General features: G+C 52.5%; 15 protein-coding genes, 1 pseudogene and 1 other annotated feature. Of the genes and pseudogenes, 5 read left to right on the top strand and 11 right to left on the bottom strand.

The window, feature by feature from the left end:
- Nucleotides 1-39: 39 nt before the first annotated feature.
- Nucleotides 40-1,044, bottom strand: a complete 1,005-nt coding sequence (locus tag OGX86_RS10385; RefSeq protein WP_286639953.1) for an NAD-dependent epimerase — start codon at nt 1,042-1,044, stop codon at nt 40-42.
- A 399-nt stretch (nt 1,045-1,443) separates the two neighbouring features.
- Between OGX86_RS10385 and wzzB the strand changes: the two genes are divergently transcribed.
- The gene (gene wzzB / locus OGX86_RS10380) at nt 1,444-2,427 is read left to right on the top strand and encodes an LPS O-antigen chain length determinant protein WzzB (RefSeq protein WP_286639951.1); all 984 of its coding nucleotides are present in this window, start codon (nt 1,444-1,446) and stop codon (nt 2,425-2,427) included.
- 55 nt (nt 2,428-2,482) lie between these two features.
- On the opposite strand, the gene hisIE is transcribed toward wzzB, so the two are convergent.
- From hisIE to hisL, 9 genes are all read right to left on the bottom strand, one after another.
- Nucleotides 2,483-3,094, bottom strand: a complete 612-nt coding sequence (hisIE, locus tag OGX86_RS10375; protein ID WP_048224395.1) for a bifunctional phosphoribosyl-AMP cyclohydrolase/phosphoribosyl-ATP diphosphatase HisIE — start codon at nt 3,092-3,094, stop codon at nt 2,483-2,485.
- The gene (hisF, locus tag OGX86_RS10370; RefSeq protein WP_000880132.1) at nt 3,088-3,864 is read right to left on the bottom strand and encodes an imidazole glycerol phosphate synthase subunit HisF; all 777 of its coding nucleotides are present in this window, start codon (nt 3,862-3,864) and stop codon (nt 3,088-3,090) included. Before hisF ends, hisIE begins: the two co-directional genes overlap by 7 nt.
- The gene (hisA, locus tag OGX86_RS10365) at nt 3,846-4,583 is read right to left on the bottom strand and encodes a 1-(5-phosphoribosyl)-5-[(5-phosphoribosylamino)methylideneamino]imidazole-4-carboxamide isomerase (RefSeq protein WP_168978160.1); all 738 of its coding nucleotides are present in this window, start codon (nt 4,581-4,583) and stop codon (nt 3,846-3,848) included. Before hisA ends, hisF begins: the two co-directional genes overlap by 19 nt.
- Nucleotides 4,583-5,173, bottom strand: coding sequence for an imidazole glycerol phosphate synthase subunit HisH (gene hisH / locus OGX86_RS10360; RefSeq protein WP_001103544.1), 591 nt, complete (start codon nt 5,171-5,173; stop codon nt 4,583-4,585). The genes hisA and hisH overlap by 1 nt, the downstream gene beginning before the upstream one ends.
- Complete coding sequence (gene hisB, locus OGX86_RS10355; RefSeq protein WP_000080054.1) at nt 5,173-6,240, bottom strand: bifunctional histidinol-phosphatase/imidazoleglycerol-phosphate dehydratase HisB; 1,068 nt, start codon at nt 6,238-6,240, stop codon at nt 5,173-5,175. Before hisB ends, hisH begins: the two co-directional genes overlap by 1 nt.
- On the bottom strand, nt 6,237-7,316 hold the full coding sequence (hisC, locus tag OGX86_RS10350; RefSeq protein WP_168978161.1) for a histidinol-phosphate transaminase: 1,080 nt from the start codon (nt 7,314-7,316) through the stop codon (nt 6,237-6,239). The genes hisB and hisC overlap by 4 nt, the downstream gene beginning before the upstream one ends.
- Nucleotides 7,313-8,617: a histidinol dehydrogenase gene (hisD, locus tag OGX86_RS10345; RefSeq protein WP_286639947.1), complete on the bottom strand. Its 1,305-nt coding sequence runs from the start codon at nt 8,615-8,617 to the stop codon at nt 7,313-7,315. The genes hisC and hisD overlap by 4 nt, the downstream gene beginning before the upstream one ends.
- Before the next feature lie 127 nt (nt 8,618-8,744).
- A complete protein-coding gene (gene hisG, locus OGX86_RS10340; RefSeq protein WP_003834191.1) occupies nt 8,745-9,644 on the bottom strand; it encodes an ATP phosphoribosyltransferase in 900 nt (299 codons plus the stop codon).
- Nucleotides 9,645-9,689: 45 nt separating this feature from the next.
- Nucleotides 9,690-9,812: a sequence feature (His leader region), on the bottom strand.
- Nucleotides 9,788-9,835, bottom strand: coding sequence for a his operon leader peptide (gene hisL, locus OGX86_RS10335; protein WP_100250077.1), 48 nt, complete (start codon nt 9,833-9,835; stop codon nt 9,788-9,790). It overlaps the preceding feature by 25 nt.
- Nucleotides 9,836-10,009: 174 nt before the next feature.
- On the opposite strand from hisL, the gene OGX86_RS10330 reads away from it, so the two are divergent.
- The 4 genes and pseudogenes from OGX86_RS10330 (at nt 10,010) to plaP (ending at nt 13,436) form a co-directional block, all read left to right on the top strand.
- A complete protein-coding gene (locus OGX86_RS10330; RefSeq protein WP_286639945.1) occupies nt 10,010-10,834 on the top strand; it encodes an SDR family oxidoreductase in 825 nt (274 codons plus the stop codon).
- Between the two features lie 41 nt (nt 10,835-10,875).
- Nucleotides 10,876-11,860, top strand: a pseudogene (locus tag OGX86_RS10325) (LysR substrate-binding domain-containing protein).
- A gap of 162 nt (nt 11,861-12,022) precedes the next feature.
- Complete coding sequence (gene yoeI / locus OGX86_RS22750) at nt 12,023-12,085, top strand: membrane protein YoeI (protein WP_110498811.1); 63 nt, start codon at nt 12,023-12,025, stop codon at nt 12,083-12,085.
- Nucleotides 12,075-13,436 carry a putrescine/proton symporter PlaP gene (plaP, locus tag OGX86_RS10320; RefSeq protein WP_003834188.1) on the top strand — a complete coding sequence of 454 codons (1,362 nt, stop codon included), beginning with the start codon at nt 12,075-12,077 and terminating at the stop codon, nt 13,434-13,436. The genes yoeI and plaP overlap by 11 nt, the downstream gene beginning before the upstream one ends.
- 58 nt (nt 13,437-13,494) lie before the next feature.
- On the opposite strand, the gene sbcB is transcribed toward plaP, so the two are convergent.
- Complete coding sequence (sbcB, locus tag OGX86_RS10315; protein WP_048215987.1) at nt 13,495-14,919, bottom strand: exodeoxyribonuclease I; 1,425 nt, start codon at nt 14,917-14,919, stop codon at nt 13,495-13,497.
- Nucleotides 14,920-14,927: the final 8 nt, after the last annotated feature.

Raw genomic sequence — 14,927 nt, 5'->3', positions numbered from 1 at the left:
CCTTAGAAAAGGCCTTTTTTATTTTAATCAGATCAGTAATCAAACTTTGTAGAAATCACGGTACCAGTCAACAAAGTTCTTCACGCCATCTTTTACCGTGGTTTCAGGTTTAAAACCAATTACCTCATACAGTGCTTTAGTGTCTGCGCTGGTTTCCAGTACATCACCTGGCTGCAGCGGTAGCATGTTTTTCGTCGCTTCAATACCCAGAGCATCTTCCAAAGCCTGGATATAGTCCATTAGCTCAACCGGTGAACTATTGCCGATATTGTAGACGCGATAGGGCGCAATGCTGGCTGCTGGCGTGCCTGTTTCAACGGTCCATTGTGTGTCTGCGTGTGGAATGACATCCTGCAGGCGAATGATTGCTTCTGCGATATCATCAATATAGGTAAAGTCACGCTTCATTTTGCCATAGTTATAAACGTCAATACTTTTCCCTTCAAGCATCGCTTTGGTGAACTTGAACAGCGCCATATCCGGTCGACCCCACGGACCGTAAACGGTGAAAAAACGCAACCCGGTTGTGGGCAATCCGTACAGGTGGGAATAAGTATGGGCCATCAGTTCGTTGGCTTTTTTGGTTGCCGCATACAGAGATACGGGGTGATCAACGGAATCATCCGTTGAGAAAGGCATTTTGCGATTGAGGCCGTAAACTGAACTCGATGAGGCATAGAGTAAATGCTGAATTTTATTATGGCGACACCCTTCCAGTATGTTCAGAAAGCCTGTGAGATTTGAGTCTGCGTAGGCATGCGGGTTTTCGAGTGAATATCGTACGCCAGCCTGTGCTGCGAGATGGATCACACGCTCAAAATGCCCGGATGCGAAAAGTTCAGTCATGCCTTCGCGGTCGGCTAAATCAATTTTATGAAACTGGAAACCAGGCTGTGCAAGTAATTCCAGACGAGCTTGTTTAAGGCTGACGTCGTAGTAATCGTTCAGGTTATCAATACCGACTACTTGATGGCCAGCCTCAAGGAGGCGTTTGCTAACGTGGAAGCCGATGAAACCAGCGGCACCCGTAACCAGGTATTTCATGTTTATTCCTCTTTTTGGCTAAATAATAGCCAGTCGCCAACAGGTGCTACTAAAAAGTGGAATGATACCGTTAGATGGTAAAAAAGCTAATTGTTATATTATTTACGCCTACCATTTTTACTGATTAGACGGTAAGTATTCACGATATGAATTCAAAAAAATGAATTGTAAAGTATAACGATTAGCGGGCATGAAACCTGTCTGTTGATGGTTTTTTGCGCATGAAGATGTTCTTTGAGTATTGACACTCTTATTTAATCGTATCGATTTTCAGTAGTGATTGAAATACCAATCAAAATCCCAGAAACAATTTGATTTTTTTATCATTAATCCTATGGCATTGCCTCAATTTATAGCTAAACTAATCCCAGTTTAAGTCTTTCCTTATCTAGGGTTTCTATGTCTGTAAGTGATAACAACATGTCCGGGCGCAGTCACGATCCGGAACAGATTGATCTGATTGATTTACTGGTACAGTTGTGGCGTGGGAAAGTAACAATCGTTATCGCGATTGTTATTGCCATAGTGCTTGCTGTGGGCTATTTGGCAGTTGCCAAGGAGAAATGGACCTCAACAGCCATCATCACCCAACCGGATGTTGGTCAGATAGCCACATATAACAACGCCCTCAATGTGTTGTATGGTGCCAGTGCGCCTAAGGCCACTGAACTGCAGACAAACGTGGTTGGTCGTTTCAGTACTTCTCTCTCTGCATTGGCTGAAATGCTAGATAATCAGGAAAAACCACAGAAACTGTCAATTGAACAGTCTGTTAAAGGTCAACCGCTGCCGCTAGCGGTTTCTTATGTGGGTAGCTCACCAGAAGACGCTCAGCGTCAACTGGCTGAATACATTCAACAAACAGATGAAAAGGTTGCTAAAGAGCTGGAGCTTGACCTGGTTGATAATATCAAGTTGCAAACAACCACGTTGCAAGACTCTCTGAAAACTCAGGAAGTGGTCGCGCAGGAGCAAAAAGATCTGCGAATTAAGCAAATTCAGGAAGCGCTGCGTTATGCAGAGCAGGCCGGGGTGATTAAGCCGCAAATTCAGCAGACGCAGGATGTGACGCAGGACAGTATGTTCCTGTTGGGTAGTGATGCCCTGAAGTCCATGATTGAGCACGAATCTACACGTCCTTTGATATTGTCTGATAACTACTTCCAGACCAAGCAAAAGCTTTTGGATATTGAAAATCTTAAGCTTGAAGGGGCTGAGTTACACGCCTACCGCTATGTGATGAAACCAACGTTACCGATTCGTCGTGACAGCCCGAAAAAAGCGATTACCCTCGTGCTGGCGGTTCTGCTCGGTGGGATGATTGGTGCCGGTGTGGTGCTGGGGCGAAATGCTCTGCGTGGTTACAAAGCCAAAGCTGAGTAAGTTTGAACCTGACAACAAAAAACCGGGCAGCGCCCGGTTTTTTTACGTCTGCAACTTACTGATGACGCTTACGTAAATTCTCAATCACCACCGTCAGGTCGAGGTCCTGGTCTTGCAGCAGCACCAGCAGGTGATACATGAGATCAGAAGCTTCATTTGTCAGCTCAAAACGGTCGTTCACCGTCGCGGCCAGCGCGGTTTCTACGCCTTCTTCACCCACTTTCTGTGCGATGCGTTTGGTGCCGCTGGCATACAGTTTCGCGGTATAGGAGCTGGCTGGGTCAGCGGTTTTACGTTCGGCCAGCAGTTGTTCAAGCTGATACAGGAACAGCCACTGGTGGCTGGCGTCACCAAAGCAGCTTGAGGTGCCTTTATGGCAGGTTGGGCCAATCGGGTTAACCAGAACGAGCAGAGTGTCGTTGTCGCAGTCAGGCGCAATGCTCACCACATTCAGGAAGTGACCGGAGGTTTCTCCTTTGGTCCACAGGCGCTGCTTGGTCCGCGAGAAAAAAGTCACTTTGCCGCTTTCGAGCGTTTTATCCAGCGCCTCCGGGTTCATATACCCCAGCATCAATACTTCACCGGAAACCGCATGCTGCACGATGACTGGCATCAGCCCGTCGGTTTTTTCCCAGTCCAGTTCGCGGCATTGTTGCTTCGTTAACATATCCTGATCTCCACGCCCTGTGTTGCCAGGTACGCTTTTAATTCGCCAATATTGATAATTTGTTTGTGGAAGACGGAGGCGGCAAGCGCGCCGTCAACGTCGGCATCCCGGAAGGCTTCCAGGAAGTGTTCCATGGTGCCCGCACCGCCGGAGGCAATCAGCGGTACGTGGCAAACATCACGCACTTTTTTCAGTTGCTCCAGGTCATAACCGTTACGTACGCCGTCCTGGTTCATCATGTTCAGGACGATTTCGCCCGCGCCGCGTTTTTGGACCTCCTGCACCCAGTCCAGTGTTTCCCACTGCGTGACGCGGGTACGGCTTTCATCTCCGGTATACTGATTTACATGATATTTACCGGTGTCGGCGTCATACCAGGTATCAATGCCCACCACGATGCACTGCACGCCAAAGCGATCAGCCAGACGGGTGATAAGTTCCGGTTCGGCCAGCGCCGGGGAGTTGATGGAGATTTTGTCCGCCCCGAAGGAGAGAATGCGCGCCGCATCGTCGATGGATTTAATGCCGCCGGCTACGCAGAACGGAATATCGATCACTTCCGCCACGCGTGATACCCAGCTTTTATCCACTACGCGGCCATCGCTGGAAGCGGTGATATCGTAGAACACCAGTTCATCTGCACCTTCATCGGCATAGCGTTTTGCCAGCGGGACGATGTCACCAATAATCTCGTGATTGCGGAACTGGACGCCTTTTACCACCTGCCCATCACGGACGTCCAGACAAGGAATTATGCGTTTTGCCAGCATTGAATGGCCTCCTCAACGGTGAACTTTCCTTCCAGCAGGGCTCGTCCGACGATCACGCCGCGAACTCCGGTCCCGCGCAGGGCCGCTACGTCCTCGATTCCGCCAATGCCGCCAGATGACTGAAACGCCACCTGCGGGTATTTGGCGCACACTTCTTCATACAGCGCGACGTTTGAGCCTGCCAGCGTACCGTCGCGGGAGATATCGGTGCACAGCACGTGCTTCAGACCGACGGGTAAATAGGTCTCAACCAGTTCTTCCAGTGAAACCCCTGAATCTTCCTGCCAGCCACTGACCGCAACCTGTTTATTACCGTGCTCGTCAATACGAACGTCCAGCGCCAGCACCAGTGCGTCGGCACCAAAACGGGCAAACCAGCTTTTGACTATCTCGGGGGATTTTACCGCCGTCGAACCCACCACCACGCGCGCCACACCTGCGTCAAGAAGCGCCGCCACGTCTGCTTCCGTACGCACGCCACCTCCAACCTGTACCGGAACATTGACGCCAGCGACCAGCGTTTTGATCAGCGGGATCTGGCGCTGCGCCGGATCTTTCGCGCCGGTTAAATCAACCAGGTGCAGCACTTCAGCCCCCTGGGCTGCATAATCCTGCAAACGGGGGAGAGGATCGTTGCCGTAATCACGTTGCTTAGCGTAATTGCCCTGATGAAGACGCACCACCGTGCCGTCGATTAAATCTAATGCCGGAATAATCATTACATCTCCAGAAAGTTTTTCAGCAACTGTGCCCCAGCCGCGCCCGAACGTTCCGGGTGAAACTGTACGCCAAAGAAATTGTCTTTTTGTACTGCCGCGGTAAACGGTTCGCCGTAATTGCACTGGGCGATGGTCCACGGGTTTACCGGCATAGCGTAGCTGTGTACAAAGTAGAAATAGGCGCCATCTTCAATGCCCTGGAACAGACGATTTCCCGCCTGCGGATAGACGCGATTCCAGCCCATATGCGGCAGCGGTAGACCGAAATCGGTCATCTTCGGGACGTCCTGCTCAATAATGCCCAGCAGGGAGACGCCGTTACTCTCTTCGCTGCGACGGCCCAGCAGTTGCATACCTAAACAGATCCCCAGTACCGGTTGCGTGCAGGCTTTAATCAGTTCAATCAGTTCGCGCTCGTGCAACTGGTCCATAGCCGCCTGCGCGGTGCCGACGCCCGGCAGAAATAGTTTATCGGCGCGCAGCACCACGTCCGGGTCACGGCTGACAACCGGGTCGTATCCATGCCGTGCGACGGCGGATTTTACCGAGTGCAGGTTGGCGCAACCGGTGTCCAGAATCACCACGTTCATTACAGCACTCCTTTTGAGGAGGGCAGCGTGTCGCCTTCTACACGAATCGCCTGACGCAGCGTACGGCCAAAGGCTTTAAACAGGCTTTCCACGCGGTGGTGATCATTTTTGCCTTTGGTTTTCAGGTGCAGGGTGACGCCCATGGTGTAGGAGAGTGAACGGAAGAAGTGTTCGATCATCTCCGTGCTCAGATCGCCAACGCGCTGGTAGGTAAACTCCGCGCGGTATTCCAGGTGCGGACGCCCGGAGATATCCAGCGCGCAACGTGCCAGACACTCATCCATCGGCAGCACAAAACCAAAACGGTTGATGCCGCGTTTATCGCCTAACGCCAGCTTTAAGGCTTCGCCCAGCGCCAGACCGGTATCTTCAACGGTGTGGTGATCGTCTATATACAGATCGCCCTTGACGGCAATCTCCATGCGAAAACCGCCGTGGGTGGCGATTTGATCCAGCATGTGGTCAAAGAAGCCAACGCCAGTATTGATTTTGCTGCGGCCTTCGCGGTCCAGCCAGACTTTGACGTCAATCTGCGTTTCTTTAGTATTACGCTCAACGTGTGCGTAGCGGTCACGTTTGGTCAACTGCTCGCCGATCATCGCCCAGTTCAGGGTATCGCGATGGTAACGCAATCCGCTAATGCCCATGTTTTCAGCGAGCTGAATATCGGTCGCCCGATCGCCAATGACGTAGCTGTTCGCCATATCCATGGCCTGTTCAACCAGATACTGTTCAACCAGCTTCACTTTTGGCTTACGGCAATCACACTCGTCCGCTGGCAAGTGCGGGCAGATCAATACCTCATCAAACGTTACGCCCTGAGAGGTGAAAATTTGCATCATCAGGTTATGCGGACCGTCAAAATCAGCCTGCGGGAAACTCTGGGTTCCGAGTCCATCCTGGTTAGTGATCATAACCAGCTTAAAACCTGCTTTTTGCAGTTTCAGCAAAACGGGAACAACTTCCGGCTCGAAGGCGAGTTTGTCAAAGCGATCGACCTGAAAGTCACTTGGCGGTTCGGAAATCAGGGTTCCATCACGGTCAATAAAAAGATACTTCTGGCTCATACTTGCTCCGCACGTAAGGCGTCAATGACGCGCTGGCTCTCTTCACGGGTTCCGACAGTAATTCGCAGGCAGCCGCTTAACGAAGGTTGTTTATTCTGATCTCGTAAGATAATGCCCTGATCCCACAAAGATTTAAATACGCTACTTGATGCGGTGAAGCGCGCCAGAACATAGTTGGTTTCAGAATCGAATACCTGCTCTACACAGCGAATTGTTTTCAGGTTATCTACCAGATACTGACGCTCTTCCAGGATCTGCTCTACGCGTTTACGCATGGCGGAAATCCCTTGCGGCGTCAGCGCCTGGGCGGCGATATCTGCCACCGGCGTAGAGAGTGGGTAAGGGGCTATCACCTTTAACAGCAGATTGATAACCTCTTCATTCGCCAGCGTAAACCCGCAGCGTAAACCGGCGAGCGCAAACGCTTTGGACAACGTGCGTAATATCACCAGATGCGGATACTCAGACAGCCAGCCTGCCAGCGTGGCCTGTGGGCAAAACTCGATATAGGCCTCATCAGCGACCACAATAGCTTTACCCTGCGCCATTTCGAGCAGTGAACGCAGATCCTGCGGGTTAATTAGCTGGCCGGTTGGGTTATTAGGGCTGCATACGTAGACTACCTTCACGCCATCAAGCTTGTCCGCGATGCCTTGCAAATCCAGTTGCCAGCTATCAAGGGTTGGAACGGTGCGGAACTCGACGCCAATCGTTTCGGCGCTGACGCTGTACATGCCGTAAGTCGGCGGGCAGTACAGAATCGCATCTTTACCGGGTTCGCAAAAAGCGCGCACCAGCAGTTCGATCCCTTCATCTGCGCCGCGGCTGACCAGCACCTGCTCCGGTTTGACGCCAGCATACTGCGCGTAATTCTCAATCACCGCTTTCGGCTGGCATTCCGGGTAGCGGTTCAGCGTTTGCTGACTGAGCTGGAACTCAACGGCGGTGGGGTATTCATTCGCGTTGAGCCAGACATCGCCGTTACCGCCGAGACGACGGGCAGACTGGTAGGGCGTTAATTCGCGAACATTCTTACGGGCTAAATCAGTGACGCTGAGAAAGTTGTCAGTGCTCATGCTTGCTCCTTCAGGGCGTTAACGCGCAGGGTGACGGCATTTTTGTGGGCAGTCAGTCGTTCAGCAGCGGCCAGTATTTCAATGGTTGAGGCCAGGGCAGAGAAACCTTGTGGGGTTAATTCCTGTACGGTCATCCGTTTCTGGAAATCAGCCAGCCCAAGGCTTGAGCAGGTCGCGGTATAGCCGTAGGTCGGAAGAACGTGGTTGGTGCCAGAAGCATAGTCGCCTGCGGATTCCGGCGACCAGTCGCCGAGGAACACCGAACCGGCGCTGGTGATCTCATCAACCAATTCACGCGCGTTGCGGGTCTGAATAATCAGGTGTTCCGGACCGTAGGCGTTAGATATTTCAACGCACTGCGCCAGATCTTTCGCCACGATTAAGCGGCTGGCGGAGAGCGCCTGACGTGCGGTCTCAGCGCGGGAAAGCTCAGCGAGCTGGCGTTCAACGGCTTTGGCAACGCCTTCGGCAAGCGTAGCGTCTGGCGTCAGGAGAATAACCTGCGAGTCGGGGCCGTGTTCTGCCTGAGAAAGCAGGTCAGAGGCAACAAAGTCCGGCGTCGCACCGCTGTCGGCGATAACCAGCACTTCTGACGGGCCTGCAGGCATGTCGATGGCCGCGCCGTCAAGACGCTGGCTGACCTGGCGTTTGGCTTCGGTCACATATGCATTGCCTGGCCCGAAGATTTTATCGACCTTAGGAATAGATTCGGTGCCCAGCGCCAGCGCGGCAATAGCCTGCGCGCCGCCTACATTAAACACCTCTTTTACGCCACACAGCTGCGCGGCGTAGAGGATTTCATCTGCAATCGGCGGCGGTGAGCACAGCACCACTTTTTTGCAACCGGCGATGCGCGCCGGGGTCGCCAGCATTAATACGGTGGAAAATAGCGGCGCCGAACCTCCAGGAATATACAGGCCCACGGAAGCGATAGGGCGGGTAACCTGCTGGCAACGCACGCCTGGCTGGGTCTCGATATCCACCGGTGGCAGGATCTGCGCGGTGTGGAAAGTATCAATATTACGCACCGCCGCCTGCATGGCTTGTTTCAGTTCGTCGCTCAGGCGACTGCTGGCTTGCTGGATTTCTTCCTCGGTCACGCGCAGCGCGCCAACCTCGGTTTTATCGAACTTTGCGCTGTATTCACGCAGCGCCCGCTCGCCGTTATTTTTGACGTTCTCAAGGATCTCGGCCACCGTACGGCTGATGCTTTCAGAGGCGGAAATCGCCGGGCGCATCAGCAGTTCGCGCTGCTGCTCAGGGCTATAGCTATTCCAGTCAATCAGGGTATTGAAGCTCATGGTCGTTACTCCATCATCGGGTGTTGCCGGATGGCGGCGCTGCCTTATCCGGCCTACAAGACCCGTAATATCAATGATTGTGACAATTCTTGTAGGCCTGATAAGCGAAGCGCCATCAGGCATCAGATCACTCCATCATCTTCTCAATCGGCAACACCAGAATTGAGCTGGCACCGAGCGCTTTCAGTTTTTCCATTGTTTCCCAGAACAGGGTTTCGCTGCTGACCATGTGCATGGCAACACGCTGCTGGTCGCCCGCCAGAGGAAGAATGGTAGGGCGCTCAGCGCCGGGCAGCAGGGCGATGACCTCGTCCAGACGCTCGCTCGGCGCGTGCATCATGATGTATTTGGATTCACGGGCCTGAATAACCCCCTGGATACGGGTTAGCAGTTTGTCGATCAGTTGTTGCTTGGCTTCGGCCATTTCGCCGTCGCGCTGAATCAGACAGGCTTTAGAGCGGTAGATCACTTCTACTTCGCGCAGACCGTTGGCTTCAAGCGTTGCGCCGGTGGACACCAGATCGCAAATCGCATCAGCCAGACCCGCACGGGGAGCAACTTCTACAGAACCGTTTAACAGACAAGATTTAAACGAAACTCCTTTCTGATCGAGATAACGTTTGAGCAGGTGTGGGTAAGAGGTCGCGATACGTTTACCGTTCAGCGCTGCCGGGCCATCCCAGGCTTCATCAACCGGGGTAGCCAGCGAGAGACGGCAGCCGCCGAAGTCCAGACGGCGCAGGGTAAAATAGCGAGGGTCTTCACCCTGTGCCCGGCGGTTGAGCAGTTCCTCTTCCAGAACGTTTTCCCCGATGATGCCGAGGTCAACGACACCGTCCATCACCAGACCCGGGATATCGTCATCACGCACACGCAGAATATCGATCGGCATGTTCTCCGCCATCGCAATCAGGCGCTGGGTGTGAAGATTAATTTTAATGCCGCAACGGGCCAGTAATTCGCGTGAATCATCGCTTAAGCGGCCTGATTTCTGCATAGCTATGCGTAAACGGGTGTTGTCTAACATTCTTTATTCCTCGTTATCCTGTCTGAATCAGTTTGGGTCACGCACAAAAAAAAGCCCCCGGAAGAAATCTTCCGGGGGCTTTCTCATACGCTCATGCACCGCTGGAAGATTTAAACGTCTCCCAGCACACATCGCCTGAAAGACTAGTCAGGATGATGGTGATGATGGTGTTTGAATTGAGCGCGTGTCATAAATTTTCTCGATGAATGTTTATTCATTTGATGTCTTTTAACCTAAACCACTTTAGCTACGGAAAGCAAGGGCTTTTTTTGATCATTAATTCATTTCATATTGATACTATGAATTGTCAGCCACCGTGGGCTGGCGTAGCCTTGCGTTATAGGCCAAAAGTCAGGAGAGAAGGCATGAAAAAGGTCGCAATTGTCGGGTTAGGTTGGTTAGGTATGCCGTTAGCCATGTCGCTGGCGGCGAGAGGCTGGCAGGTTACCGGCAGCAAAACCACATTGGATGGGGTGGAAGCGGCCCGCATGAGCGGTATCGAGAGCTACTCGCTGCGCCTGGAACCTGAACTGGTCTGTGAGGCTGACGATCTCGATGCACTGATGGACGCCGATGCGCTGGTTATTACGCTGCCTGCACGCCGTAGCGGTCCCGGGGAGGCATTTTACCTGCAGGCAATGCAGGAACTGGTCGACAGCGCGCTGGCGTACCGCATCCCACGAATTATTTTTACCAGTTCGACGTCAGTCTATGGTGACGTTCAAGGTACTGTGAAAGAGGGGACGGCGCGTAATCCGGTCACGGCGAGCGGTCGTGTTCTGAAAGAACTTGAAGACTGGTTGCACAATTTGCCAGGTACGTCGGTGGATATTTTGCGTCTGGCCGGGTTGGTCGGCCCGGGAAGGCATCCCGGTCGCTTCTTCGCTGGCAAGACGGCACCAGACGGACATCATGGCGTCAATCTGGTGCATCTGGACGATGTGGTTTCTGCCATCACGTTACTGCTGCAAGCGCCTAAAGGGGGACACATCTATAATATATGTGCGCCTATGCATCCGGCGCGTAACGTGTTCTATCCGCAGATGGCCCGCCAGTTGGGGATGGAGCCGCCGGAATTTCGCGACGGTACGGATAACGGTAAAGGTAAAGTCATTGATGGCAACCGTATTTGTAATGAGCTTGGGTTTGAGTACCAGTATCCTGATCCGCTGGTGATGCCGATGGAGTGACAAGCCAGCAGAGTGCCGCTGTATACCGCCAGGGGGCGAGTATGAAACCACTGCTGGACGTTCTTATCATCCTCGATGCCTTAGAAAAAGAGGGCAGTTTCGCGGCGGCGTCGGCAAAATTGTTTAAGACGCCGTCTGCGCTTAGCTACACCGTTCATAAGCTGGAAAGCGATCTTAATATTCAGCTACTCGATCGCAGCGGGCACCGGGCTAAGTTCACCCGCACCGGACAGATGCTGCTGGAAAAGGGGCGGGAGGTGCTGCACACCGTCCGTGAACTCGAAAAGCAGGCGATTAAACTTCACGAAGGCTGGGAGAATGAACTGGTTATTGGCGTAGATGATACGTTTCCCTTTTCACTGCTGGCCCCACTCATCGAATCTTTCTATCAACACCACAGCGTGACGCGCCTGAAATTTATCAATGGCGTGCTGGGCGGCTCCTGGGATGCCCTCACTCAGGGCCGGGCGGATATTATTGTCGGTGCCATGCACGAACCGCCTGCCGCGAGTGAGTTTGGTTTCGCGCGACTCGGGGTTCTGGAACAGGTGTTTGTGGTTGCGCCGCATCATCCGCTGGCGCAGGAACAGGAACCGCTAAATCGTCGTACCATTCGCCGTTTTCGCGCCATTGTGGTGGGAGATAATGCGCATCAAGCGAACATCTCCGGCGTTCAGGTGTTGGACGATCAGGAAGCGATTACCGTTTTTGACTTCAAAACCAAGCTGGAGCTGCAAATTAGTGGTCTGGGATGCGGATATATTCCACGTTATCTGGCGCAGCGATTTTTGGACAGCGGCGCGCTGATTGAGAAGAAAGTGGTCGGACAAATTCTGTTTGAACCCGTGTGGATAGGGTGGAATGAACAGACCGCCGGGCTTGCCAGCGCCTGGTGGCGGGATGAGATTTTAGCAAATAGTGCTATCGCGGGGGTGTATGTTAAAACGGCTGCTGACAAATCAATCAGTTAAGAAAAAATATTCTTTTGTGGCCGCTTCAATCTCTTGTTATTTCTCCCCAAATTAGTGCAAAATACGCCGCTTGCAAAAAATGACATTAACCGACGTTTTAATACGCGTCGGTTATTTTTTTGCATCAAACCAATCATTCATAAAAGAGGCCGGGCTTCGTACCGGATAGATACTTACTTAAAAATCGACAGTTGTTGTCGCTGAGGATTAACAAAAAATGGGGCAATTTTTTGCTTACGCGACGGTTTTCGCCGTAATGGAGGATAACCATGTCGCATAACGCTACTCCAAACACCTCTCGCGTGGAATTACGTAAAACGCTTACGCTGGTTCCGGTTGTCATGATGGGCCTTGCCTATATGCAGCCGATGACGCTGTTCGATACATTCGGTATCGTATCAGGAATGACCGATGGTCACGTCCCGACAGCTTACGCCTTTGCACTGATAGCCATCCTCTTTACCGCACTGAGCTACGGTAAACTGGTGCGTCGCTATCCGTCTGCAGGCTCTGCCTACACTTACGCCCAGAAATCCATTAGCCCGACCGTTGGCTTTATGGTGGGTTGGTCATCACTGCTGGACTACCTGTTCGCTCCGATGATCAACATTCTGTTGGCAAAAATTTATTTTGAAGCCCTGGTGCCGTCGATACCGTCATGGATATTCGTGGTGGCGCTGGTAGCCTTCATGACCGCCTTTAACCTGCGCAGCCTTAAATCCGTTGCGAATTTCAACACCGTAATCGTGTTGTTGCAGGTGGTGCTGATTGCAGTGATCCTCGGCATGGTCGTTTATGGCGTGTTCGAAGGGGAAGGTGCTGGTACATTGGCGAGCAGCCGTCCGTTCTGGTCAGGTGATGCACACGTGATCCCGATGATCACGGGCGCTACCATCCTGTGCTTCTCGTTCACCGGTTTTGACGGTATCAGCAACCTGTCAGAAGAAACCAAAGACGCTGAGCGCGTGATCCCGCGTGCGATTTTCCTGACTGCGCTGATTGGTGGCCTGATCTTTATCGTCTCCACCTATCTGTTGCAGCTGTACTTCCCGGATATCTCGCGCTTCAAAGATCCAGACGCTTCACAGCCGGAAATCATGCTGTACGTTGCCGGTAAGTTCTTCCAGGTTGGCGCGCTGATTTTCTCTACCATTACCGTACTGGCGTCCGGTATGGCGGCGCATGCTGGCGTAGCGCGTCTGATGTACGTGATGGGGCGTGACGGCGTGTTCCCGAAAAGTTTCTTCGGTTATGTTCACCCGAAATGGCGTACTCCGTCTATGAACATCATTCTGGTTGGTGCGATTGCTCTGCTGGCAATCAACTTCGACCTGGTGATGGCGACGGCGCTGATTAACTTTGGTGCGCTGGTGGCGTTTACCTTCGTTAACCTGTCGGTGATCTCCCAGTTCTGGATCCGTGAGAAGCGTAACAAGACGCTGAAAGACCACTTCCAGTATCTGTTCCTGCCGATGTGCGGTGCGCTGACCGTTGGTGCGCTGTGGGTGAATCTGGAAGAGAGCTCAATGGTTCTGGGTCTGATCTGGGCTGGTATCGGTCTGATTTACCTGGCTTGTGTGACCAAAAGCTTCCGCAACCCGGTGCCGCAGTACGACGAAGATGTCGCGTAATAACGGTATTTAGCTGAAAAAAACGGAGACAAGTTCTCCGTTTTTTTATACGTGGGATTTATACAATCTCTTCGGCGTACTGCCAGAGTGATTTCAGCAGCATCAACTTTTCTTTGTTATCCGCATATTGCTGGCTCAATAGCTGCAATTCATTGGCGTAATTTTGCAAAAACTCCGGTGTGAATACCTGGCGACGATGGTCCAGCCAGCGCTGCTGTTCAGCTTCGTCCAGCGTTCCGGGGAAGTTACGTGCACGGTAATTAAACAACAGTTTTTCAATGCGCTTATCGACAAAGGAGATATCCAGCGCTGGTAAATTGCGTGGTTCGGTTTCCAGAACGATTTTCATCGCCGCACGGTCAGCATCGCTGAAAAAGCCGTTATAAAGTTGGGCATCTACGTTATCTGATGGTGTAAAGGGTTCCGCATCGGCAAAGATCGCGACCACTTTGTCGCGTATCTGCGGATTTTCACGCAGAACTTTGAGATTATCCAGACAGTGCTGGCGGTTAATACCAAGACGGTCAGCATCTTCCGGACGCAGGGTATTCGCCTGTGCCAGTACCGGGCATTTGTTGATGTGCACCAGTTTAACCGGTACGGCCGGGTTATCACCCAGATCCGCTTTAGACGTGTAGAGCCGCTCGCGCAGGGCGTCACTGTCGAGTTCGAGCAGCGGCGAAATATCACCGGCTAAGTCGACCATAATAACCGCGTTACGATTCTCCGGATGCCACGCCAACGGCGCTACCCAACTGGTGTTGCCGCGCCATGCGCCGAACATACCAGAGACATGGACCAGCGGCTTCATTTGCGGGACATCAATCAGCGCCGCCAGCTTGTGCTTATTACGATGGCTGTAGAGATAATCAAACAGACGCGGCTGGCGCGACTTCACTAATTGCGCCATTGCGATTGTAGCGTATACGTCCGCCATAGCATCGTGAGCATTGGTATGCTCAATACCGTTGGCTTTGGTCAAATGCTCCAGTCGGAAGCTGGGTAAGCCGTCGTCGTTTTCCGGCCAGTTAATGCCTTCAGGGCGCAGGGCATAGCAGGCGCGCATCACATCCAGCAGATCCCAGCGCGAATTATCGTTCTGCCAGCTCCAGGCATAGGGATCGTAGAAATTGCGATACAAGATGTTGCGCGTCACCTCATCATCGAAGCGCACGTTGTTATAACCCAGGATACAGGTTTTCGGCACGGTGAACAGGGCGTGGATCCGTGCAGCAAAAGCGGCTTCATTTTCTCCCTTTTCACGTGCTTCCTGCGGTGTGATACCCGTAATCAACACCGCCTCAGGCTGCGGCAGATAATCGTCCGCGGGTTTGCAATAAAAGACTTCTGGTTCACCGATGATGTTGAAATCATTATCTGTGCGGATAGCCGCAAATTGCGCGGGTCTGTCCAGCGCCGGATGGGTACCAAAGGTCTCGTAATCGTGGAAGAGAAAACCAGGTTGCTGCTTGCCGTCATTCATTGTTCAGT

This window comes from Citrobacter sp. Cpo040, from assembly GCF_030332915.1.
Lineage (GTDB): Bacteria > Pseudomonadota > Gammaproteobacteria > Enterobacterales > Enterobacteriaceae > Citrobacter > Citrobacter portucalensis.
The sequence above is the reverse complement of the archived record's forward strand: the minus strand, read 5'-3'. Positions and strand labels throughout refer to the sequence as shown.

Excerpts from the sequence above, each read along its gene's own strand:
- OGX86_RS10385 (WP_286639953.1), bottom strand. The coding sequence starts at position 1,044 with ATGAAATACCTGGTTACGGGTGCCGCTGGTTTCATCGGCTTCCACGTT.
- wzzB (WP_286639951.1), top strand. The coding sequence starts at position 1,444 with ATGTCTGTAAGTGATAACAACATGTCCGGGCGCAGTCACGATCCGGAA.
- hisIE (WP_048224395.1), bottom strand. The coding sequence starts at position 3,094 with ATGTTAACGAAGCAACAATGCCGCGAACTGGACTGGGAAAAAACCGAC.
- hisF (WP_000880132.1), bottom strand. The coding sequence starts at position 3,864 with ATGCTGGCAAAACGCATAATTCCTTGTCTGGACGTCCGTGATGGGCAG.
- hisA (WP_168978160.1), bottom strand. The coding sequence starts at position 4,583 with ATGATTATTCCGGCATTAGATTTAATCGACGGCACGGTGGTGCGTCTT.
- hisH (WP_001103544.1), bottom strand. The coding sequence starts at position 5,173 with ATGAACGTGGTGATTCTGGACACCGGTTGCGCCAACCTGCACTCGGTA.
- hisB (WP_000080054.1), bottom strand. The coding sequence starts at position 6,240 with ATGAGCCAGAAGTATCTTTTTATTGACCGTGATGGAACCCTGATTTCC.
- hisC (WP_168978161.1), bottom strand. The coding sequence starts at position 7,316 with ATGAGCACTGACAACTTTCTCAGCGTCACTGATTTAGCCCGTAAGAAT.
- hisD (WP_286639947.1), bottom strand. The coding sequence starts at position 8,617 with ATGAGCTTCAATACCCTGATTGACTGGAATAGCTATAGCCCTGAGCAG.
- hisG (WP_003834191.1), bottom strand. The coding sequence starts at position 9,644 with ATGTTAGACAACACCCGTTTACGCATAGCTATGCAGAAATCAGGCCGC.
- OGX86_RS10330 (WP_286639945.1), top strand. The coding sequence starts at position 10,010 with ATGAAAAAGGTCGCAATTGTCGGGTTAGGTTGGTTAGGTATGCCGTTA.
- plaP (WP_003834188.1), top strand. The coding sequence starts at position 12,075 with ATGTCGCATAACGCTACTCCAAACACCTCTCGCGTGGAATTACGTAAA.
- sbcB (WP_048215987.1), bottom strand. The coding sequence starts at position 14,919 with ATGAATGACGGCAAGCAGCAACCTGGTTTTCTCTTCCACGATTACGAG.